This window comes from Burkholderia glumae LMG 2196 = ATCC 33617 (assembly GCF_000960995.1).
GTDB lineage: Bacteria > Pseudomonadota > Gammaproteobacteria > Burkholderiales > Burkholderiaceae > Burkholderia > Burkholderia glumae.
In genome coordinates this window covers 1,341,748-1,362,901 of record NZ_CP009434.1, presented here as the reverse complement: position 1 = coordinate 1,362,901, position 21,154 = coordinate 1,341,748, and the positions used below count along the sequence as shown (strand labels likewise).

Annotated in this window: 22 protein-coding genes and 2 pseudogenes; 12 read left to right on the top strand and 12 right to left on the bottom strand. The window is 66.7% G+C overall.

The genetic code is table 11. The features are described 5' to 3' along the window. Positions 1-70: 70 nt before the first annotated feature. Together KS03_RS07125 and KS03_RS07120 are read right to left on the bottom strand one after the other, a co-directional pair. Positions 71-682, bottom strand: coding sequence for a thioredoxin fold domain-containing protein (locus KS03_RS07125; RefSeq protein WP_230674469.1), 612 nt, complete (start codon positions 680-682; stop codon positions 71-73). Positions 683-944: 262 nt separating this feature from the next. After that, the gene (locus KS03_RS07120) at positions 945-1,541 is read right to left on the bottom strand and encodes an alpha-ketoglutarate-dependent dioxygenase AlkB family protein (protein WP_015877495.1); all 597 of its coding nucleotides are present in this window, start codon (positions 1,539-1,541) and stop codon (positions 945-947) included. Between the two features lie 150 nt (positions 1,542-1,691). Here KS03_RS07120 and KS03_RS07115 point away from each other — a divergent pair, with 150 nt between their 5' ends. From KS03_RS07115 to KS03_RS07105, 3 genes are all read left to right on the top strand, one after another. Then, positions 1,692-2,276, top strand: coding sequence for a malonic semialdehyde reductase (locus tag KS03_RS07115; RefSeq protein ID WP_015877496.1), 585 nt, complete (start codon positions 1,692-1,694; stop codon positions 2,274-2,276). Between the two features lie 270 nt (positions 2,277-2,546). After that, a complete protein-coding gene (locus KS03_RS07110) occupies positions 2,547-3,713 on the top strand; it encodes a metallophosphoesterase (protein ID WP_015877497.1) in 1,167 nt (388 codons plus the stop codon). 537 nt (positions 3,714-4,250) lie between these two features. Beyond that, positions 4,251-4,964, top strand: a complete 714-nt coding sequence (locus KS03_RS07105; protein WP_015877498.1) for an MgtC/SapB family protein — start codon at positions 4,251-4,253, stop codon at positions 4,962-4,964. An 88-nt stretch (positions 4,965-5,052) separates the two neighbouring features. Here the strand turns inward: KS03_RS07105 and KS03_RS29675 are convergent. Continuing rightward, a pseudogene (locus KS03_RS29675) lies at positions 5,053-5,776 on the bottom strand (autoinducer binding domain-containing protein). Between the two features lie 75 nt (positions 5,777-5,851). Here KS03_RS29675 and KS03_RS07100 point away from each other — a divergent pair. Beyond that, a complete protein-coding gene (locus KS03_RS07100) occupies positions 5,852-6,304 on the top strand; it encodes a DUF4902 domain-containing protein (RefSeq protein WP_015877500.1) in 453 nt (150 codons plus the stop codon). A gap of 271 nt (positions 6,305-6,575) precedes the next feature. Then, the gene (locus tag KS03_RS07095) at positions 6,576-7,187 is read left to right on the top strand and encodes an acyl-homoserine-lactone synthase (RefSeq protein WP_015877501.1); all 612 of its coding nucleotides are present in this window, start codon (positions 6,576-6,578) and stop codon (positions 7,185-7,187) included. A 49-nt stretch (positions 7,188-7,236) separates the two neighbouring features. Here the strand turns inward: KS03_RS07095 and argC are convergent, their stop codons facing one another. Continuing rightward, positions 7,237-8,166, bottom strand: a complete 930-nt coding sequence (gene argC / locus KS03_RS07090) for an N-acetyl-gamma-glutamyl-phosphate reductase (RefSeq protein WP_015877502.1) — start codon at positions 8,164-8,166, stop codon at positions 7,237-7,239. Positions 8,167-8,297: 131 nt separating this feature from the next. Between argC and KS03_RS07085 the strand changes: the two genes are divergently transcribed. Further along, entirely contained in the window at positions 8,298-9,182 is an 885-nt protein-coding gene (locus KS03_RS07085; RefSeq protein ID WP_015877503.1) for a LysR family transcriptional regulator, read from the top strand. Positions 9,183-9,389: 207 nt separating this feature from the next. On the opposite strand, the gene KS03_RS07080 is transcribed toward KS03_RS07085, so the two are convergent. Next, positions 9,390-10,430 carry a zinc-dependent alcohol dehydrogenase family protein gene (locus KS03_RS07080; RefSeq protein ID WP_015877504.1) on the bottom strand — a complete coding sequence of 347 codons (1,041 nt, stop codon included), beginning with the start codon at positions 10,428-10,430 and terminating at the stop codon, positions 9,390-9,392. Between the two features lie 140 nt (positions 10,431-10,570). On the opposite strand from KS03_RS07080, the gene KS03_RS07075 reads away from it, so the two are divergent. Continuing rightward, positions 10,571-11,038 (top strand): Lrp/AsnC family transcriptional regulator, encoded by a 468-nt coding sequence (locus KS03_RS07075; RefSeq protein ID WP_015877505.1) that lies wholly within the window; start codon positions 10,571-10,573, stop codon positions 11,036-11,038. An 85-nt stretch (positions 11,039-11,123) separates the two neighbouring features. On the opposite strand, the gene KS03_RS07070 is transcribed toward KS03_RS07075, so the two are convergent. Further along, entirely contained in the window at positions 11,124-12,089 is a 966-nt protein-coding gene (locus KS03_RS07070; RefSeq protein WP_015877506.1) for a PDR/VanB family oxidoreductase, read from the bottom strand. Continuing rightward, on the bottom strand, positions 12,086-13,165 hold the full coding sequence (locus tag KS03_RS07065) for an aromatic ring-hydroxylating oxygenase subunit alpha (RefSeq protein ID WP_015877507.1): 1,080 nt from the start codon (positions 13,163-13,165) through the stop codon (positions 12,086-12,088). The genes KS03_RS07070 and KS03_RS07065 overlap by 4 nt, the downstream gene beginning before the upstream one ends. Positions 13,166-13,351: 186 nt before the next feature. Between KS03_RS07065 and KS03_RS07060 the strand changes: the two genes are divergently transcribed. Continuing rightward, positions 13,352-13,828, top strand: coding sequence for a MarR family winged helix-turn-helix transcriptional regulator (locus KS03_RS07060; protein WP_015877508.1), 477 nt, complete (start codon positions 13,352-13,354; stop codon positions 13,826-13,828). 6 nt (positions 13,829-13,834) lie between these two features. Here the strand turns inward: KS03_RS07060 and KS03_RS33170 are convergent, their stop codons facing one another. Both KS03_RS33170 and ribA read right to left on the bottom strand, forming a co-directional pair. Continuing rightward, positions 13,835-14,146 (bottom strand): dihydrofolate reductase, encoded by a 312-nt coding sequence (locus tag KS03_RS33170; RefSeq protein WP_279610234.1) that lies wholly within the window; start codon positions 14,144-14,146, stop codon positions 13,835-13,837. Between the two features lie 314 nt (positions 14,147-14,460). Further along, on the bottom strand, positions 14,461-15,120 hold the full coding sequence (gene ribA, locus KS03_RS07055; RefSeq protein ID WP_015877510.1) for a GTP cyclohydrolase II: 660 nt from the start codon (positions 15,118-15,120) through the stop codon (positions 14,461-14,463). 148 nt (positions 15,121-15,268) lie between these two features. On the opposite strand from ribA, the gene KS03_RS07050 reads away from it, so the two are divergent. Further along, positions 15,269-15,733 carry a CBS domain-containing protein gene (locus KS03_RS07050; RefSeq protein WP_015877511.1) on the top strand — a complete coding sequence of 155 codons (465 nt, stop codon included), beginning with the start codon at positions 15,269-15,271 and terminating at the stop codon, positions 15,731-15,733. Between the two features lie 303 nt (positions 15,734-16,036). Here KS03_RS07050 and KS03_RS07045 read toward each other — a convergent pair whose 3' ends face one another. The 3 genes from KS03_RS07045 to KS03_RS07040 all read right to left on the bottom strand — a co-directional run bounded on the left by KS03_RS07045 (position 16,037) and on the right by KS03_RS07040 (position 17,880). Then, positions 16,037-16,366, bottom strand: a complete 330-nt coding sequence (locus KS03_RS07045; RefSeq protein WP_015877512.1) for a DUF4148 domain-containing protein — start codon at positions 16,364-16,366, stop codon at positions 16,037-16,039. A 249-nt stretch (positions 16,367-16,615) separates the two neighbouring features. After that, a complete protein-coding gene (locus KS03_RS31995) occupies positions 16,616-16,792 on the bottom strand; it encodes a hypothetical protein (protein ID WP_155296950.1) in 177 nt (58 codons plus the stop codon). Between the two features lie 2 nt (positions 16,793-16,794). Further along, positions 16,795-17,880: a porin gene (locus KS03_RS07040; RefSeq protein WP_015877513.1), complete on the bottom strand. Its 1,086-nt coding sequence runs from the start codon at positions 17,878-17,880 to the stop codon at positions 16,795-16,797. A 1,137-nt stretch (positions 17,881-19,017) separates the two neighbouring features. On the opposite strand from KS03_RS07040, the gene KS03_RS07035 reads away from it, so the two are divergent. The 3 genes and pseudogenes from KS03_RS07035 to KS03_RS32685 all read left to right on the top strand — a co-directional run. Further along, positions 19,018-19,323 carry an ArsR/SmtB family transcription factor gene (locus KS03_RS07035; RefSeq protein ID WP_015877514.1) on the top strand — a complete coding sequence of 102 codons (306 nt, stop codon included), beginning with the start codon at positions 19,018-19,020 and terminating at the stop codon, positions 19,321-19,323. Positions 19,324-19,399: 76 nt separating this feature from the next. After that, positions 19,400-20,461 carry an alkene reductase gene (locus tag KS03_RS07030; protein ID WP_015877515.1) on the top strand — a complete coding sequence of 354 codons (1,062 nt, stop codon included), beginning with the start codon at positions 19,400-19,402 and terminating at the stop codon, positions 20,459-20,461. A gap of 184 nt (positions 20,462-20,645) precedes the next feature. Then, positions 20,646-21,072, top strand: a pseudogene (locus KS03_RS32685) (carotenoid oxygenase family protein); the annotation flags it as partial. Positions 21,073-21,154 lie beyond the last annotated feature (82 nt).

Genomic DNA, 21,154 nt, shown 5'->3' with positions numbered 1-21,154 from the left:
GCGCGGGATCGATACCGATCGCGGCGCGCTGGAAACGATGTCGCGACTCACGCGCCGGCGTTCGCCGCGCTCAACGGTAGCGCTGCAGCTCCGGGTCGGTGATGGGCTGCTCGACCATGTTCAGCATGCCGGGCAGCATGCTCAGGCGCGGCAGGCCGTCGAGCCCGAGCCATTTGCCGTCGTGGCTGCGGAACAGCACGGTGGGCGTGCCGTCGAAGCCGAGCGCCTTGAACATCGCCGCGTTCGCGTCGAGCTTCGCCTTCGCGTCGGCCGGCACCACCGTCAACGGCGCAATGCCGCCCGACTCGTCCTTCTCCGAATACTTCGTCTCGAGCGTGTCGAGCAGCGCCGCACCGCCGTCGGGCGCCTTCAGCAGCGCGGCAGCCTTGCCGGCCGAATCGGGCTTGAGGAACGCGAGCGGAATCCAGTGGACCTGCAGGCCGGCCGCCTCGTAGGGCCGCAGCGCCTTCCACATCAGGTGGCAGTAGATGCAGTTCGGGTCCATGAACACGTAGAGCGTGGACTTGACCCGTGCCCCGCTCGCGCCTTCGACGATGGCCGGCGCCGCCTGCACGCGCAGCATTTGCGCGTCGGTCAGGGCGGGCGGCGGCTCGGCCGCCCGGCTCGTCAGTCCGACCGTCAAGGCCGCGGCGGCCAGGGCGATGCGGATCCGTGTCTTCATGAAATCCTCGTCGTGGTGCAATGGAAAGCCGCGCAGGTCCGACATGGGCCGCGCGCGGCGGCGCGGGTGCATTCTCGCGCATGCGGGCGGAGCCGGCGCGCGCGGGGCGGCGGCCCGGCCCGTTCGGGCGACGATACCGGCCCGCACGGATCGGCCGGCTGACGATTCGGCGACGGCGGCGCCAGATTCGTCGAAACTGTCAGATGGCCCGGCCCGGGCAGGCGGGCGGCGCCGCGGCGCGCGGCGACGGTGCGGGGGCCGGTCATGGCTTGCGGCGCGGCATCACGAGGCGGAACGTCAGGTTGACGCGCTCGCCCTGCACGGCCGGCGCCTTGGCCAGGCGGTGGACCCAGTCGCGCTGCGTCGCGCCGCGCATCACGAGCAGGCTGCCGTGCGTGAGCCGGTAGGCCCGCACGACGCGCGTTGCCTCGTGCCGCAGATGGAACACGCGCGTCGCGCCGAGGCTGACCGAGGCGATCACGGGCGCCGCGCCGAGTTCGGGCTCGTCGTCGGCGTGCCAGCCCATGCCGTCGGTGCCCGTGCGATAGCGGTTCAGCAGCACGCTGTTGAAGCGCGCGCGGCAGGCGGCCTGGGCGCGCGCGCGCAACTCGGCCACGGCGGGGGACCACGGCGCCGGTTCGTTGCGGATGCCCGAATAGACGTAGACGGCATCGGGCTCGCCCTGCCAGGCCGTCAGGCGCGGCAGCGGGATCATGCCGCGCGGCGTGCGGATCGCGTCCTGCCGCCAGGCGACTTCCGCGATCAGGCGCGCGAGCAGCGCATCGGCGTCGGCGGGCGGCAGCCAGTCGGGATACCAGTCGAGATCGGGCTCGGGCCGGGAATCGAACAAATCGTCCATGATCGGAAGAAATCGTCACATCCGGCTATCATCGCGGGATGGTGCCCTAGCCGCAAGGCCGCCGCGCCGGCGCAGCGCACCCGATCCTGTTTTCCCGCAACCCGGGGCGCCAGCCCGCGCGCCCCGCGACATCCGAGACCCGATATGCCAATGACGCTTTCCGATTCCGCCCTCGACCAACTGTTCCGCACCGCACGCACGCACAACGCCTGGCAGCCCAAGCCGGTGGACGACGCGCTGCTGCGCCAGCTCGTCGAGCTGACCCTCTGGGGGCCGACCTCGGCGAACGCGAGCCCCGCGCGCTTCGTGTTCGTCAAATCGCCGGAGGCGAAGGCGCGGCTCAAGCCGGCACTCCCCGAAGGTAATCTCGAAAAGACCATGAGCGCGCCCGTGACCGTGATCATCGGCATGGACCTGGCGTTCCACGACCACCTGCCGAAGCTGTTCCCGCATGCCGACGCGCGCAGCTGGTTCGCCGGCAACGACGCGCTGATCGAGGCGACGGCGTTCCGCAACAGCTCGCTGCAGGGCGCCTATCTGATCCTTGCCGCGCGCGCGCTCGGCCTCGACGCGGGCCCGATGTCGGGCTTCGACGAGGCCAAGGTGGAGGCCGAGTTCTTCGCCGGGACGCGGATCAAGGCGAACTTCCTCGTCAACCTCGGCTACGGCGACGAGTCCGGCCTGTTCCCGCGCAGCCCGCGTTTTGCGTTCGACGAAGCCGCGCGCATCGAGTAAGCGGCGCGAAGGCGTGCGCGGCACGGTGCGAAGGCGCGCGAAGCGCGGCCGGATGGCACCGGCCAGGCAAGCGCCGCCGGCCAGGCTGGCCGTCCCGGCTGCCGACGCGCACCGGGCACGGCCCGCGCCACGCCGTGCTGGCGGCGCCCGGGCTCCGGCTCAAAGGCGCGGTGCCCGCTCCATGCCGCCGCCGTCCTCGCGGCGCCGCCATGTCTGGCGCGCCGGCGCCGCGCCCTTCCCCGTTTTGCTTTCGCTTTCGCTGCCCCAACCATGCGACGCATTTCCGCCTTCCTGCTGCGGCTGATCACGTTCGGCGTGCTGTTCCATGTCTACGTCGGCCTGCGCCTGATTCCCGAATTCACCTCGCCCGCCGTGCGCGCCGCCGCCGTGCTGTGGCTCGTCGCGTCGTGCCTCGTGATTCCGCTCGGCATGCTCTCGCGCAGCATCGAGCGGCAGCCGCTCGGCGACCGCCTGGCCTGGATCGGCCTGCTGGAAATGGGCTTCTTCTCGTCGCTGCTGGTGCTCACGCTCGCCCGCGACGTACTGCTGGTGGCGCTGCTGATCCTCGACGCGCTCGCGCCGCACGCCGTGCCGATCGCCGGCTGGCGCACGGCCAGCGCCGTGGCGGTGCCGCTGCTCGCGTTCGCGGCCAGCGCGATCGGCTTCGTCAACGCGCGGCGGCTCGCGCGCGTGGTGGACGTGAGCGTGCCGATCGACGGGCTGCCCGCCGCGCTCGAGGGCTTCACGATCGTGCAGATCAGCGACGTGCATGTCGGCCCGACCATCAAGCGCGACTATGTGGCGGCGATCGTCGACGCGGTGAACCGGCTCGATGCGGACCTGGTCGCCGTGACGGGCGACGTGGTGGACGGCAGCGTGGCGCGGCTCGCGGGCCACGCCGCGCCGCTGGGCCGCCTGCGCGCGCGGCACGGCGCGTTCATGGTGACCGGCAACCACGAGTACTACTCGGGCGCCGACGCCTGGGTCGCCGAATTCCGCCGCCTCGGCCTGACCGTGCTGATGAACGAGCACCGCACGCTCGTGCATGACGGTGCCCGCCTGGTGCTGGCCGGCGTGACCGACTACTCGGCCGGCGGCTTCGATCCCGCCCACCGCAGCGACCCGCACGCGGCGCTGGCCGGCGCGCCGGCCGACGTGCCGCTGCGCCTGCTGCTGGCCCACCAGCCGCGCAGCGCGAACGCCGCCGCGGAGGCCGGCTTCACGCTGCAGTTGTCGGGCCATACGCACGGCGGCCAGTTCTTCCCGTGGAATTTCTTCGTGCCGCTGCAGCAGCCGTTCGTGGCCGGGCTCGCGCGCCTGCGCGGGCTGTGGATCTACACGAGCCGCGGCACCGGCTACTGGGGGCCGCCGAAGCGCTTCGGCGCGCCGTCGGAAATCACCCGCGTGCGGCTCGTGGCGGGACTGCCCGGCGCCTGACGAGCGGCTCGGCCCGGCGCGACGGGCGAACGCTCCACACGCAGCGTGGTGCGCCGGGCGAAGCAGCCGCCCCGCGCAAGCCATGCGGGGCCTTCGTCGGCGATGCGCGACAGGGACTTGCGGCGTTAACCGCCGTAACCGCCGCGCGCCCGCGCGGTACGGCCCCGCGGTTCGCCATCGGGCAACGCCGCACCCCAGGGCGGCCCGCGCGGCGGCGGTGGCCCGCCCGCGCGTGCCGCAACGCCGCCTGGCCTGCTAGAATCGCGGCGACCCATTTCCCGCAAGGCTGCTCCGCGGGACCTTGTCGCGACAGGCTCGCATACCGCAGCGCCTGAACGTTCGCAGCCTGCCGAGGCCGGTCCGCGCCGTGCGCGCGCCACGCCCGCCGCCGCGCTCGTTCAGGCGACGTGCGCCGTCCCGGTTTTCATCTTCCGGTCGCCGGGCACGCGCTATCGTAGCGGATCGCGCGCCGCACGCGCACCGGCTATGCGGCCTCGATCGCGCGCCACGCGGCGCCCCCTTGCCAGCACGCCATCCATGACCGTCGAATTCCTCCTCCGCCTCCTGGCCGCGCTCTGCTGCGGCGTCGCGATCGGCATCGAGCGCCAGATGCGCCAGCGCACCGCCGGCCTGCGCACCATCACGCTCGTCACCTGCGGCGCGTGCCTGTTCGTCACGCTCGGCGTGCTGACCGGCAACGGCGTGACCGGCGTCACGCAGATCGCCGCCTACGTGGTGTCGGGCGTGGGCTTCCTCGGCGGCGGCGTGATCATGCGCGAGAAAGGCGCGATCCAGGGCATCAACACGGCGGCCACGCTCTGGTGCTCGGCCGCCGTGGGCGTCCTGTCGGGCAGCGGCCACTACTTGCCGGCGCTGGCCGGCACCGTGGTCGTGCTGCTCGTCAACACGCTGCTGCGCTCGCTGAGCCACGCGATCAACGCCACGCCGGTGTCGAACGCGGACCTGGTGCGCGAATACCAGATCACCGTGATCTGCCTGGCCTCGGAGGAAGTTCACGTGCGCACGCTGCTGTCGAATTCGATGTATGCGAAACCACTGTCGTTCCAGAGCCTGACGAGCGAGGACGTCGAGAGCGACGCGCCGCCCGAGCGCATCAAGGTGACGGCCACGCTGAAGCTGCATCCGAAGGACCAGCAAAAGCTCGAGCAGATCGCGAGCCGCATGAGCATGGAAAAGAGCATTTCCAGCGTCAGTTGGACCGCCAGGGAAGCAGAACCGCTGATGGAATGACGCGCCCATGAGAAACGCGCCGGCCGGGCCGTGAAGCCCGCGCCGGCGCGTCGCCGCCGCTTGGTCGAACCCGACCGTACCGGGCCGCCTACGGCGCCTGGATCAGCCCCATGCCGATCGCCTTGACGACCGACCGCCTGCACCTTGTTGGCCGCGCCGAGCTTGGCGAGGATGTTGTTGATGTGGAACGTGACGGTGCGCTCGGAGATGTTGAGCTGTTCGCCGATCTCGCTGGCGGTGCGGCCTTCGCTGGTCCAGCTCAGCACCTCGCGTTCGCGCTTGGTGAGCGAGATGCTCGCGGCCGGCGACAGCTTCGGCACGAGGAACCGGCCCATCAGCGAATGCGAGAGATTGGCGAGCCAGTTGGCCTGCAGCGTCAGGCTGTTGATCTCGGCCGGCGTGAGGCGGTCCGAGCGCCGCGCGATGGTCAACAGTCCGAACACGCCGCGCGCGGCCCAGCTCGACTGCGCGACGCCGACCGACATGCCGAAGTCGCGCGCGTCGCGCCAGAGCGACGGTTGCTCCGCCGCATCGGCGTCGGGCCAGATGATCATGTTCGGGCTCGCCGCCCCGTCGCGCACGGTCGGATCGATCTCGATGTAGTTGCGCGCCTGATAGTGCGCCATCCAGCCCGGCGGATAGGTGTCGAAGATCTCGACCAAGGGCTGCGATCCCGGCTGCGGCACGCGGATTCCATAGCAGCAGTACTCGAAGCCGAGACGCTTCGAGTATGCGGAAACCTGGTGAAAGAGCTGCTGCTCGTTTTCCGCCGTATTGAACTGGTGGTAGGCATCCTGCCAGCGTAGTTCCATCATCTCTCCAACAGCTTCCACGCTGTCATTCTTGCTAGGTTACATCAAGCACACGGGCTTGATACATTCCCGCGCATGACTCCGCCCCTGCTTCATCCCTACTGCTCGCCGTCCGCGGACGGTTACGTGCGCCTGCCGCTGCACGCGTTCGCAGGGCTCGAACTCGTGCATATCGCCTCGGGGCTCGACCCCGGACTTGCCCACGAACTGCGCGACGAAGGCCTCGTCCCCGACCTCGCCGGTTTCACCGAATGGCAGCGCCCCGCCTCGCCCGGCTATGCACACCTGACGGTCGGCTGGGACTGGTACCTCGAACCCGACTCCGGCCGCCTACGGATCGCCTGGGACGACGTGCGCAGCAATCTGATGGGCGTCGACCGCTTCGGCACCGACATCGGCATGCATGCCACGGCCAGCGCGCTCGCCTGCCGGCTCGCCACGCTCGACTGGGCGATCGCCGTAAGCCGGGCGCTGGCCGGCGGCCTACCGTCGCAGCCGATCGTGGCCGACAAACGCTGGTCGCACTGACTTCGCGACGCCTCGACTTTAATCCGACCCCTATTCATTAAATAGCTTCTGCGTTTAAGCAGCCCATGACTTCGGCATTGTCGGTTCAACTGGCATGAAATTGCAATCTCGTAATTAAATCCGAGATATCGCGCCGACCCTCGCGTGCCATTTTTTCCCTGTCAAGGATGCCAGGAATCGGCACCGAATCCCTGTCAGGAATAACAGTTACCTGTCCTCGGGGCGCACGCTGTAATGCGCCCATTCCAAACGGAATTACCACGAGGACACCATGCAAACTTTCGTTCACGAGGCAGGCCGCCTTCCCGCCCATATCGCCGCCGAGCTGGGTTCGTACCGTTATCGCGTGTTCGTCGAGCAGCTCGGCTGGCAGCTGCCGTCCGAAGACGAAAAATTCGAGCGCGATCAGTACGATCGCGACGATACCGTCTACGTATTGGGACGCGATGCGAATGGGGAGATATGCGGTTGCGCGCGGCTGCTGCCGACCACCCGCCCCTACCTGTTGCAGGAAGTGTTCCCGCACCTGCTGGCCGACGAGCATCCGGCGCCGCGCTCCGCCCACGTCTGGGAGCTGTCGCGCTTCGCGGCGACCCCCGAGGAAGGGGCCGATGCCGGCAGCCTGGCCTGGTCGGTGCGGCCGATGCTCGCCGCCGCCGTGGAGTGCGCGGCACGGCGCGGCGCGCGCCAGTTGATCGGGGTCACGTTCTGCAGCATCGAGCGGCTGTTCCGCCGGATCGGCGTGCATGCCCACCGGGCCGGCGCACCGGTGTCGATCGACGGGCGCATGGTGGTGGCATGCTGGATCGACATCGACGCGCAGACGCTGGCCGCGCTCGACCTCGACCCGGCGCTTTGCGCGTCGCAACCCGAAGCGGCCTGAAGCTGCCCGAGCCGCACGGCGTTGCCGCCCGCCGCGCGCGTGGGGCCAGTCAGCGCAGCGCCGGCAGCATCAGCTCGAGATTCTGCACGGCCGCGCCGGCCGCGCCCTTGCCGAGGTTGTCGAACACCGCGGTCAGCAGCAGGTGGCCGTAGTCGTCGTTGACGAACACGCCGAACTCGATGTCGTCGGTGCCGTTCAGCGCCTGCGGGTCCAGCTGCGCGATCTCGCGGCTCGCCGCGAGCGGCAGCACGCGCACATGAGGCGCCCCTGCGTAGTGCCGCGCAAGGCAGCCCTGCAGCCGCGCGCCGTCCACGCCGGCCGGCAGCAGGCGCCTCTCGAGCGGCACGCTCAGCACGATGCCCTGCCGATAGGCGGCATAGGCCGGCACGAACAGCGGCCGGTGCGCGAGCCCGGCATGCTCGCGGATCTCGGGCGGATGCTTGTGCGCCAGGCCGAGCCCGTAAAGGCAAAAGGCCGGCGCCGCGCCGCCGGGCGCCTGGTGCGCCTCCACCGCCGCGCGGCCGCCCCCCGAATACCCGGACACCGCATGGATCGCAACCGGATAGTCGGCCGGCAGCAACCGGTGTTCGATCAACGGGCGCAACAGGCCGATCGCGCCGGTCGGGTAGCAGCCCGGATTGGTCACGCGCCGCGCCCCGGCGATCCGCGCCGCCTGCCCCGGCGTCATTTCCGGAAAGCCGTAGACCCAGGCCGGATCGGTACGATGTGCCGAGCTGGCGTCGATGACGCGCACCGCGGGATTGCGGATGAAGCCGACCGCCTCGCGCGCGGCCGCATCGGGCAGACAGAGGATCGCGACGTCACAGGCGTTGATCGCCTCTGCACGCCGCGCGGGGTCCTTGCGTGCGTCGGCCGCCAGTGTCGCGAGCCGCAGATCGGCCCGGCCCCGCAGCCGCTCGTGGATCTGCAAGCCGGTCGTGCCCTGGTCGCCGTCGATGAATACGATGGGTTCGCTCATGTTCGTCTCGCTCCGAGGTGTCGCCCGCCGTCCGATCGACGGGAAGCGCGATCATCGCCTGCACGCTAGACTTGTAAAAGTTGAATTTCATCAACATGAGCTTCATTTTTTCTGAACGAAAAAATTTTTCGATGCGCGAAATCAGTCTTGATCGCCTGCGCACGCTAATCGCGATCGCGGACCTCGGATCGTTCGCGGCGGCCGCACAATCGCTGCACCTGGCGCCGCCCACCATCAGCCTGCACGTTTCGGAGCTCGAGGCCAGGATCGGCGCGCCGCTGCTGTCCCGCACGCGCGGCAACGTGCGGCCGTCGGCGATCGGCGAGGTGCTGATCGAGCGCGCGCGGCGGCTGCTCGCCGATGTCGAGGCGACGCTCGACGACGTGGAGCGGCAAGTGCAGGGACTGGCCGGACGGGTGCGGCTAGGCGCATCCACCGGCGCGTTCGCGCACCTGCTGCCGCAGGTGCTCGCGCGACTGCGGCGCGACCATCCCGACATCGACGTGCAGATCGCCGTGCTGACCTCGCGCGACACGCTCGAACGGCTCACGCACGGCGCGCTGGACATCGGGCTGGTGGCGCTACCGCAGGCCGCCGTGGCGGGGCTGACGATCGCGCCGTGGCGTCGCGACCCGGTGGTGGCATTCCTGCCCGCCGACTGGGGCCTGCCGCCCAGTGTGACGCCGGCCTGGCTCGCCGCGCAGCCGCTGATCCTCAACGACGCCACCACGCGCCTGTCGCGGCAGACTGCCGAATGGTTCGCCGCCGGCGGCCATCAGCCGGCGCCGCGCATCGAGCTGAACTACAACGACGCGATCAAGAGCCTGGTGGCAGCCGGCTACGGGGCCACGCTGCTGCCGCACGAGGCCGGCTCGCCGCCACCGGACGCGCGCATCGCGATGCGCCCGCTGCGCCCCGCGCTGTGGCGCGAACTCGGCATCGCCCATCGCGCCGGCGCGGCGGAGCTGGCGACACGGCACGTGCTCGACGCGCTGTGGGCGCTGCGGGTGGACTGAACGCGGCGAGGCCGGACCGGCGTTCCGCCGTTCGCGACACGGGCGCGTCCTGTCTCCACGTCCACGGGTTACGCGACATCGAGCGCTTCATCGCGACGCTGGCAGCCCGTGCGCACATCGAGCGCGTGATCGCCGGGTACGTGCATGGCGCGCTGCCAGTGCGCGTCGGCAATCGGCCGCAGACCTTGGCTCCTGCGGATGCGGGGGCTAAAACCGGGTGACAACGGTAGTGCCGGTGCCTTGGAACTTGTCCATGGACATCAGCGCATCGATCGACTCCTCAAGGCTGATCTCCTTGCCGACCAACAGCTCCGGCTTCAGCTTGCCCGCGAGGATCATCGGCATCATCGCATCGTAACGATGAGCCTGCATGCCGTGGCTGCCGAGCACCTCCAGCTCCCACCCCACGATCTTGCTCATCGGCACCGAGGGCGTGCTGTGCTCACCCAGCATCAAGCCCACCTGTACGTGCTTGCCGCGGCGACGCAGGTTCTGAATCGAATTGAAACAGGTCACGGGTGAGCCGAGCGCATCGAGCGAGACGTGCGCGCCGCCTCCCGTGACCTCCATCACGGCCTCGGGCACATCGGCCACGGATTTGGCATCGATGGTGGCTGCGGCGCCCAGGCGCTTGGCCAGCGCGAGCTTGTCTTCGGCAATGTCTACCGCCACGACGTTGGCGCCCAGCGCATTCGCGATCATGATCGCCGAGAGGCCCACCCCGCCGCAGCCGTGCACGGCCACCCATTGGCCAGCAGTCACCTTGCCCTGATCGACGACGGCGCGGAAGGACGTCACGAACCGGCAGCCGAGCGAGGCCGCCGTGGCGAAGGTGATGGACTCGGGCAGCGCCACGAGATTGAGGTCCGCCCGGTGGATCGACACGTATTCCGCGAAGGAGCCCCAATGCGTGAAGCCTGGCTGAAACTGGGAGTGGCAGACCTGCTGATGGCCGGCATGGCACTCGGGACATGAACCGCAGCCGCCGACGAAAGGAACGGTCACGCGGTCGCCGACCTGCCATTGGCTGACATCCTTGCCGACGGCTTCAATGGTGCCGGCCAGTTCATGGCCGGGAACGTGGGGCAGCTCGATGTCGGTATCGTGGCCGACCCAGCCATGCCAGTCGCTGCGGCAAACGCCGGTCGCCTGCACCTTGATGACGACCCCATGCGTTTCCGGTGAAGGATCACGCAGGCTGACGAGCTTGGGGCGTTCACCGAAGGATTCGAACATGACGGCTTTCATGGGTGCTCCTGACGTGGCGGGCTTGGGTCCGCTCATTATCGACCGGCAGAAAAAAATTGTCTTGCCGAATCCTCTCGCATCAGGCCAATTTTTGATATTGTCTTTCAGATATCGTCGATATTTAGAAAGAGACCCTCTCCATGCCGGAAATTGATAGTGTAGACGCCGAGATCCTGAATCGGCTGCAAAAGGATGGGCGCTTGTCCAATGCCAAGCTCGCCGCCCAGCTTTCGATGAGCGAAACGCCGTGCTGGCGCCGCCTCAAGCGCCTGGAGGACTGCGGGATCATCGAAGGCTATCAGGCCGTGTTGAATCGCCGAAAACTCGGGCTAGGGGTCATGGCCTTCGTTCAGCTGGTCTGCACGCAGCACGACGAGAAGGTCACGCAGGCGTTCCAACTGGCCGTGCAAAGCAGCCCGAACGTCCTGTCCTGCCACAACACGACCGGCGAAGCCGACTTCCTGCTGATGGTCGTTGCCCGCGACCTCGACGACTACAGCCGCTTCGTCGAAAAAGTCCTGAGACACCTGCCCGGCGTCGCCAGCATCCGTTCGAACCTGTCGCTGCGAGAGCTGAAATCCTCGAATCTGCTGCCGGTCTCGAGCTAATTCCTCACGACGCGACACAACCCGGCGCGCTCCCGGGCGTCGGCACGGCGCGGTGGGCGCCGTTGCAGCCCGGGACGGCAAGAATCTACAGATCGAGCACCAGCAGGGCGGATTTCGCTCGTGAGCAGCACGGCATGAGGTACTCGCCCGCCGCCTTCTCCTCATCGGTCAGATAGCTGTCCCGATGATCGGGCTGCCCTTCGAGCACACGCGTCATGCACGTGCCGCAAACGCCCTGCTCGCACGAGGTCAGCACTTCGACGCCGTGCTTTGCGAGCGCATCGACGATCGAGCATCCCGCCGGCACGTCGATCACGGCCCCGCTGCTCGCCACCCGGACCTGGAACGCTCCATCCTCGGCCGAATCCGCCACCGCACCGGAAAAAAACTCGTAATGCAGCCGCTCGTCTGGCCAGCCATGCGCACGCGCCGCGGCGAGCGCCGCCTCCATGAAGCCGCGCGGACCGCAAACATAGAGATGGGTATCGGCTGCCGCTGCCGCGAGCACCTGGTCGAGTTCGAACGCCTGATGCTCGCCCGCGTCATCGAAATGGATCTGCACATGATCGTGATACGCCGATCCGGCCAGCCGTTGCGCGAACGCGGTCCGATCACGTGAGCGCGTACAGTAGTGCATCTCGAACGACGCCCCGAGCGCGTGCAGATGCTCGGCCATCGACAGGAGCGGCGTGACGCCGATCCCCCCGGCCAGCAGCAGATGCCGGGCCGCGCGAAGTTCGAGCGGAAAATGGTTGCGGGGAGCACCGATTCGGATCTGGTCGCCTTCGTGCACGTGGTCGTGGATCGCCATCGATCCTCCGCGACCGCGCTCGTCACGCAGCACCGCAATTTCATAGCGGTCGTTGCGTGCCGGGCTGCTGCATAGCGAATATTGACGCACGATTCCGCCGGGCAGATGGACGTCGATATGCGCACCTGCGCTGAAGCCGGGCAGCGGCGCACGGTCCGGGCGCCTCAGTTCGAAACCGCAGATGCCGCGTGCCTCGTCCCATTTGCGCACGACCTCGACGATCAACGTCGCCTCGCTCACGATGCCTCCCTGGTCGGCACGATCGGCACCACCGGACGTCCGGCGGGCAATGCACGCTCCTCTGCCAGCAGGCGGTCGATGACCTTGCGGGAGAGAACGCCGCCCGCATCGATATTGAGCTTCAGCAATTGACGATCCGGCCAGGCCAGCAGGTTCTGCTGCTGGCGCTCCAGCATCTCGAGATCCTCGGCGAAGATCTTGCCCTGGCCCTCCCGGATCTGCGCGGTCAGTTCGGCGTCGTCCGGCCGGAAATTACGCGCCATGCCCCAGAAATACCAGATCGAGGTTTCCGTCTCGGGTGTAATGAAATCGACGACGATTGACGACGCCTTGAGTTCGGCCGGCGCATCGTAGCCGCCATTGCCGGCGTGCGCGACGCCGACCTCGATCATGACGTGGCTCGGCGGCGTGAAGCGGCAGATTTGCCAGCGATCGACGGGCACGTCGTCCGCAAGGCCATTGCCGCGCAGCGCCATCTTCCAGAAAGGTGGTGCGCCGATGTTGTGCATGAAACGGCTGGTGATGACCTCGTCGCCCCGGCTGACGGTTTTGGGCGGCGCCTCGTCGATCTCTTTCTGGCCGATACTGCTCGCATGGACATACGTTTCGTGCGTCAGGTCCATCAGATTGTCGATCATCAGCCGGTAGTCGCAGTGAATGTGGTACAGCCCGCCACCGTATGCCCACGCCGGATCTTCGGCCCATGGCAAGTGATGGAGCCGGGCGGGGTCCGCATGCGATGCGTCGCCGGGCCATACCCAGATGAATCCGCTGCGTTCGACCGCAGCATAACGCCGGGCTGCCGGAAAGCCTCCCACCCGCTGACCGGGCATCCCTGCCACCTTCCCGTCGCAACCCATCTCGAGCCCGTGATAGCCGCACACGAGCCGTCCGTCACGGACAAAGCCGAGTGAAAGCGGCGCGCCACGGTGGGGACAGAAATCCTCGAGCGCAACCACCTCGCCGCGCTCGCCTCGGAAAAACACGATCGATTCGCCGCAGATCTTGCGACCGAGCGGCCCGGTTTCAATCTCATCGGGCGTGCACGCCACGTACCACGCATTCTTCAAAAACATCTCCGTCTCCTGTCCGTGCTAGTCGGTCCTGCACGCCTGCCATGCGATCATTAAATTCAGTACACTGAATATGATTCAGTGTACTCATCGCCAGAGGGATCAACAAGGAGCGCGGTATACTGGTTTTCCCTCAACGCAGAGCCTATTGCAAGCAACCCGGCCAAACAGGCACTACTCGTCCTTGCCATGAAAAAACGGAACGCTCCGAATGAGTCGCCGCTGCCACCGGATCTCTACGAGGAGCCTGGTCATTTGATCCGCCGCGCCCATCAGATCGCGGTTGCCATGTTCTACGAAAAGCTGGGGCGCGACGTTACACCGGTGCAGTACGCCGTCCTGCGCATGCTCGACGAGTGCCCCGGCCTGGATCAGGTCACGCTCGCGCAAAAGGTGGCGCTCGACACCTCGACCACCGCCGACATCGCCGCACGCCTGGAGAGCAAGGGGTGGATCGTGCGTGAGCTGCTGCCGAGGCGGCAGCGTCGCCTTCTGCTCACCCCTGAGGGCAAGGCCTTGATTGCCACGCTCATGCCGTTGGTGCGCGACCTGAAGAACACGCTCTTCGAAGAGATGGAGGAAGAGGACGCGCGCGATCTGATGCGTCTGCTGAGCAAGTTCGTTCATTTGAACAACGAACAAAGCCGAGCCCCGCTCAAACCGTGAGGTGCTTCATGCCGTGATATGGCGGAGGGCCGTGCGAGGCAACGACGTACCTTTCCGCGGCGTTCGGGCAGCGGCCCGTGTGCTCGACCGGGGCACGAGTGATGAGCGAGTCGCACTGCCGACGATCGGCGAAACGCTGACGCTCGGCCGGGGGCATCGGACACGGCCATCACCGATGTTCTGCCGTTCAACCTCGCAGGGCATGACGAGTTGGTTCATTGTCAGCTCTCGAAAGCGCTTCTGTTCGCGGGGAATCCTCCATGGAATATCGCTTCCAAGTCCGGCGACGCGATTTGCTGCCATCGCCGCGACAAGCACGGCTCGCTGACCCGCCAGCCTAGGCTCCCCAGGAAATCAGCGCGGCCAACACGAGCTGCCGTCACCGGATTGCATCGCGGCCTGAGGCATAGGGTTAGCTATGCGTGTTAGATGACAGGCCACGTGCATCAGTTCTCGTTCAGATATCGTCGTGAACGTCGCTTGATGACTTCGTCCACTTCGCGCTCATCGTCATTTCATCCGTTACGGGCTGAGCAGGTCTTCATCGGACGATACATCGATGCCTTGCCAGTCAGGCACGCCGGCGCCTCTGCCCAGATACGACAAGGGCCCCGCTGGGGGCCCGGAAACGGTTATTCGTTCTCGTCGAAGTAATGCCCGAACTTGGCCTGTTTGGTCCGGATATACCGCTCGTTCTCGTCGCGCATCGGCACCGGCAGCGCCACGCGTTCGCAAACGGGAATGCCGTGCGCCACCAGCGTGTCGAACTTCTTAGGGTTGTTGCTCATCAGCCGCACCGAGGTGACGCCGAGAATCCGCAGGATCGCCGCGGCCGAGTCGTACTCGCGCGCGTCGTCGGGCAGCCCGAGGTCGCGATTCGCCTCGACCGTATCGCGCCCCTGCTCCTGCAGCGCGTATGCGCGAATCTTGTTGCTCAGGCCAATGCCGCGACCTTCGTGGCCGCGCAGGTACAGCAGGACGCCGCGACCTTCGGCGACGATATTGCGCAGTGCAAGATCGAGTTGCTCGCCGCAATCGCAGCGATACGAGCCGAACACGTCGCCCGTCAGGCACTCCGAATGCAGCCGCGTCAGCACCGGTTGCCGCCCGGCGACGTCGCCCACCACGAGTGCCAGATGTTCGGCCTGGCTACCGTCGACGCGAAATGCATGAGACGTGAATACGCCATAGCGCGTCGGCAAAGATGCCGACGCGACGAGCGTCACGGGCTCGTCGGCCGGATGCTCGTTGGCCGGGGGCAATACGGGATGCGAAGGCATGGAAAACATCAGGAATTCGGAGTTAAGGGATGTTTGGAGTAGCGCGCAGGCGGAGTTTACCGCTAATCTACGTTATGCGTTCTGCACCCCGTCCATGGGGCGCGAACGTCTCTATACTGGTTCCTTCGGGCCTGTCTGACGCCCGGTTTCCGGAGATCGTATGAGCACAACCGTCGCGAATATTCTCAAATCAAAGCCCGAGGCCGGCCGAACGGTGTACACGATCGGCAAGGACGAATCCGTCTACGACGCGCTGAAACTGATGGCTATCAAGAGCGTCGGCGCGCTCGTCGTGACGGAAGGCAACGACATCGTCGGCATCGTCACGGAGCGCGACTATGCGCGCAAGGTCGTGCTGCTCGAGCGCTCGTCGAAGGCAACGCGCATCGAGGAAATCATGACCATGAAGGTGCGCTACGTGGAACCCTCGCAGACCAGCGACCAGTGCATGGCGCTGATGACCGAGCACCGCGTACGCCATCTGCCAGTGCTCGACGGCGGCAAGCTGGTGGGCGTGATCTCGATCGGGGACTTGGTGAAGAGCGTGATCGCCGATCAGCAATACATGATCAGCCAGCTCGAACACTACATCCACGGCACGCCGATCGACTCGGGCGCCGAATAGGCCGCCTATCCCGCGCAGGCCGGCCAGGACGGTGACATCACGGCCCCGTCCTTCTTGCAGGTCCTGAAGCAGCCGCAAAAACGCCCGGCCGCGACGCGTCCGGGCAAAGCCGCCGTGGCGCGGCGGCGGAGATGTGGTGAGGGCAAGGCCCGCCCGAGCGTTATCACCCGGCGGACTTCACATCCAATCTGCGAATACGCGACGAGGCAGGACCTGATCGCGCCGTCCGTGTCGTCGCATTGTCTCGATGGCGCCAGGGCAGCCCCGCAGTCAGCGAACGAGCCCTGTCGCCCAGCCGTCGGCTCAGTGACCGAAATAAACGCTGTCGATCGGGTTAGGCGCCGTCACGGCGCGGCGGCCAGCTTGCGAGCCGGCCACCGGCTGCACTCCGTAACCGCTGGTGTCGGCGTGAGTCAGCGTCTGCTGCGATTGCTGCACGCGCGCTTGCGCAGCCTGGATATCGTGCGGGTATCGCGCGTCGCTGGCCACCGGGTTGTAGCCGTGCTGTTCCAGTTGGATCAGATCGGCACGCACATCCGCGCGAGTCAGCGGCTGCGAGTTCGATTGGGCGAACGAGGCAACCGGAGCCGCGAGGATCGAAGCGGCAACTGCGGCGTAAACGAGCGATTTCATGACGTTACCTCCGAGATGTGTTGGTTTCGTCCACCTCAGGCATCAATGTCCGTCTGAAGCGAATGGCTAAAGTCTAGGCTCGGTTTGTCGCAGGGAAAACCCTTGGTTTAGACATACACCGTTGCATGGAAAGCAACGGCTTCGGCTCGGTCCGGGGAAATCACGCTTCAGTCTCTTCATACAGGCAACAATACCGGCAAATGGCTGACCGGCCCACGATCGCAACGGAGGCCCCCCGCTTCCCGGCGATCAGGCCATGCCCACCTCACGCCGCTCGGGCGCGCCAGCGAGGATCGCGCCGCCGGCGCCCGGGCCACGAATTCTCCGGCGGCCGATACCCGGGATGCCGATACCCGATAACGTGGCGTAAACGAAAAAAGCGCCCGAAGGCGCCTTTTTGCTGACTGCCGCGAGGGCAGCCATCATGCTTAGAAGCGGTGACGCAGGCCGACCGTGGCGGCCGTCTGGTTGATGCCCGACGAACCGTTCGTCGCGAACACGTCGCCATTGTAGATCGACGCCGTCGTGCCGCTTGCGCGCTGGTACACGGCTTGAGCGTAGACGTCGGTGCGCTTCGACAGCGAGTAGTCGGCTTGCAGGCCAACTTGGTTCCAATGCACGTCGTTCGAACCCAGACGGCCGTTCGAGTACGTGTAGGCAACGCCCAGACCCAGAGCCGGCGTCAGGTTGTACTTGCCGTTGACTTCGTAGTTGTCGATGCGAACGTTGGCACCCGAGAGGGTGTTGTCCAGACGCGCTTGCGTCCATGCGGCGCCAACTTGTGCCGGGCCGAACGCATAGCCTGCTGCTGCGCCGTACGTGCGGACACGGCCTTGGTTGCCGAACACGTTGGTGTCAACCGCGCCTGCCGCGTTGTTGGCCGCTGCCGGGTTGTTCAGCTGCGAGTAGGCACCCGCCAGCTTCAGGCCTTGGAACTGGTACGACACGCCGCCGCTGTATGCACGGTTGTTGCCGAAGTTCGTGTTGTTCGAGAACGCATACGTGCCGCCGAATTGCAGGCCGGAGTAGTTCGCGCTCGTGAACTTGATCGTGTTGTTGGTAGCGTAGCCGCCGTTCGTGCTCAGGTTGTCGAGGTTACCGACGTGGGCGAAGTACGTGCCGCCCCACGAGCCGGTTGCCGTCAGCGGAGCCAGGTAGTCCTGGACTGCGTCGTACTGGCGACCCAGCGTGACGGTGCCGTACTGGCTCGACAGGCCGACGAACGCTTGACGGTTGAACATGCCGCCGTTGTTCTGGAAGCGGCCGTTACCGAGGTTGAAGCCGCTTTCCAACGTGAAGATTGCCTTCAGGCCACCACCGAGATCTTCCGAACCACGCAGGCCGAACAGGCTTTGGTCGATGCCCGTGCCTTCCGACCAGCGCGACTTGCCGGCAACGTTGCTTTGGTACGTGATGCCTGCGTCGAGCACGCCGTACAGCGTGACGCTGCTTTGCGCGTGGGCGACGGTTGCGAACGATGCTGCAGCGGCGGCAACGATCAGAGTCTTTTTCATTCGTGGAGCTCCCTTCATCTAAAAAGAGGCAGGCCTTGCGACCTTGTTTCATAAACGGTCTGCAACCGCCCGGGAGCGCCATGTCACTGCTTTCGTGGCGCGCCCGGATGGTTGGCCGTTCTGGGAATCGTGAGTTTAGGGGTGGACCCTAGGGTCGCCACGCGCAAATAAAGAAATAACTTTTTCCTAAACCAGAAACAATGAAACGGGTAGTCTTCGATAAGCCTTTGTTTTGACTTGTTTTTTTGGATACTTGACGGCGTTTTTTTGGCACGCTCGCGGCAGGCATTCCTTTGTGTCACCGGCTTGACGGTTGCAAAGAAACAACAAAAGGTCATCGGCAAAAAATACGAATTCAGTAAAAAGTACGTTTTTATCCCCAGTTTGGTGCAATCCGGGCCCCGAGCCGTCGAGATAAGGCTTCCGTACGCGCCCCGGCCACCCGTATCGGGGGCGGCTCCTTACCTGGAGCCCCCTTTCGCAGTCTGTCGACGTATCGCCGCGATCTCGCTCTAGCCAATGCCGTGGCACGGGACATCTGCGCCAGTGGTCTGCCGCTCGCCACGCACGCGCAGTGTGCCCCCCCGGCCGCCTTTCTCGCCGGCTGGAGTTTGCACCCATCGCCAGCCGCCGCAACGCGGGCATCGCTCCGGCCCACACCGGCGAGAACCGGCGTGGCAGCCAATGCGCGTGAGTATCGAATGCCGGCTCGTTCAAGAATCGATGCTGGCCGTGCAACACACTATATATATAGTGTGTTGGAACCGATGCTGAGTTGGGCTGTCGAAGCGCGCCCTCCCCTGGGTTCCAAAGCTTTCCGGCGCGGGGCGGGGCAACCGTGGCGGTTGCCGTTCATCCAGGCTGCAGCTTACTTACGGATTACCGGGCATTTCCTGCAATCGGCGAGCCGCAGCCGTGAGATCGGTACCCGCCTCGGACTCCGCGCCGCCTCGATGCCGCTGAACAACGGCGGGCTTCACGGACCAACCTCGCGTGCCGGACGGGCAGCCGATGCGGGGCCGCGCTACGCCAATCCCCGCCATGCACCAGGGTTATTTTTATATATCGCGATATCACGATATATACTTCGTTCCACGACGATACAAGCGGAGCGCATTGCGCCCTCGCCTTTCATCCATGACGCTCGACATCGACGCGATCCACAAGGCGCTCGCGAATCCGGTCCGCCGCGACATCCTGCTCTGGCTCAAGGAGCCCCACCGGCATTTTCCGGAGCAGGCCCACCTGCCGCTGCAGGAAGGCGTCTGCGCGGGCCAGATCGACGCGCGCTGCGGCCTGTCTCAATCGACCGTGTCGGCCCACCTCGCGACGCTGCAGCGCGCGGGGTTGGTGCAGTCATCGCGGTTGGGCCAGTGGGTGTTTTTCCGGCGCAACGAGACGGTGATCCGGGCGTTTCTCGATCAGTTGCACACCAAACTTTGACGGCGTTGCCAAGCCGACCGGTGTCCGCACAACGGCTCGTTCGGCGTCTTCGATTTCGATAGATAAGGAATCCTTCATGCCTACCCTCTTTGATCCGCTAGTCATCGGCGACCTGACGCTGCGCAACCGCGTCGTGATGGCCCCGCTCACGCGCGCCCGCGCCAACCAGGCCCGCGTGCCGAACGCGCTGATGGCGCATTACTATGCGGAGCGCGCCTCCGCGGGCCTGATCCTCACCGAGGCCACGGCCGTCACGCCGCAGGGCGTCGGCTATGCGAACACGCCCGGCATCTGGTCGGACGAGCAGGTCGAGGGCTGGAAGCTCGTGACGAAGGCGGTCCACGACGCGGGCGGCAAGATCTTCATGCAGCTGTGGCATGTCGGCCGGATCTCGGACCCGGTGTTCCTGGACGGCGACCTGCCGGTGGCGCCGAGCGCGATCGCCGCGGGCGGCCACGTGAGCCTGCTGCGCCCGGAACGTCCGTTCGTCACGCCGCGTGCGCTCGAACTCGACGAAATCCCCGGCATCATCGCCGCCTATCGCAAGGGCGCCGAGAACGCCAAGCTGGCCGGCTTCGACGGCGTGGAAATCCACGGCGCGAACGGCTACCTGCCCGACCAGTTCCTGCAGGACGGCACCAACCATCGCACCGACGCCTACGGCGGCTCGATCGAGAACCGCGCGCGCTTCCTGCTCGAGGCCACCGACGCCGCGATCGAGGTATGGGGTGCCAAGCGGGTGGGCGTCCACCTGTCGCCGCTCGGCACCGCGCATACGATCAGCGATTCGGACCCGGTCGCGACCTTCGGTTATGTCGCGCGCGAACTGGGCCGCCGCGGGGTCGCGTTCCTGTTCGTGCGCGAGTCGCTGGGCGACGACCGACTCGCGCCGCGCCTGAAGGCCGAGTTCGGCGGCCCGGTGATCGCCAACGACGGCTTCACGCTCGACACCGGCCTCGCCGTCGTCGCCGCCGGCGAGGCCGACGCGGTGGCCTGGGGCAGGCTGTTCATCGCGAACCCGGACCTGCCCCGCCGTTTCGAACTCGACACGACGCTGAACACGCCGGTGCCGGCGACGTTCTACGCCGAGGGCGCGACTGGCTACACCGACTACCCGTCACTCGAAAACATCGCCTGACGCCATACCGCTCCCACCGCGCCCGATGCCTCAGGCCCCCCGGGCGCATGGCCGTACCGTTGCCGGCATGGCCGCGCTTGCCCTGTTGAATCTCGTGCGGCATCCGTCGGCGCGGCCAGCCTATCCATCGTGCCGCGCCGGTTTTCCCTCGATACCCGCCCTACCTCGCCCCGGCGCCAAGCCGCGACGGCTACGCCGAAGCGTGCCGCCGCACCACGGCGGCGCGGTGCACTGGTTCGAGGTGGCGCCGTGCTTCATCCAGCACGTGATCAACGCCCGCAACGTGGACGACGGCACGGGCGCAGCGCCGTCGCGGATCGTGCTCGATGCGATCCGCTATCCGTGGTTCCTGCGGCTCGCGCCGGGCGGCGACGCGTTCGACGCGAATCCGCCCGGCCAGCCGTGGCGTTATACGTTCGATCTGGTGCGCGGCACCGTGCAAGAGGCGCCGCTGCTGGAAGCCTCGCTGGAGCTGCCGCGTATCGACGAAATGCGCGGCATCGTCCGTGTCGATGTCCGCCGCGATCGATGCCGCGCCGCTGGCCACGGTCCATCTGCCGGTGCGGATTCCGGCCGGCTTTCACGGCGCTTGGCTGCCGCACGCGGAATGAGCGACGGCCCGGGCCATCGGCCGGGCCTCGAAGCTGGCGGCGTCGGCGCCGCGCCCCGCGGTTCGACGACAGTTCGCGCCGC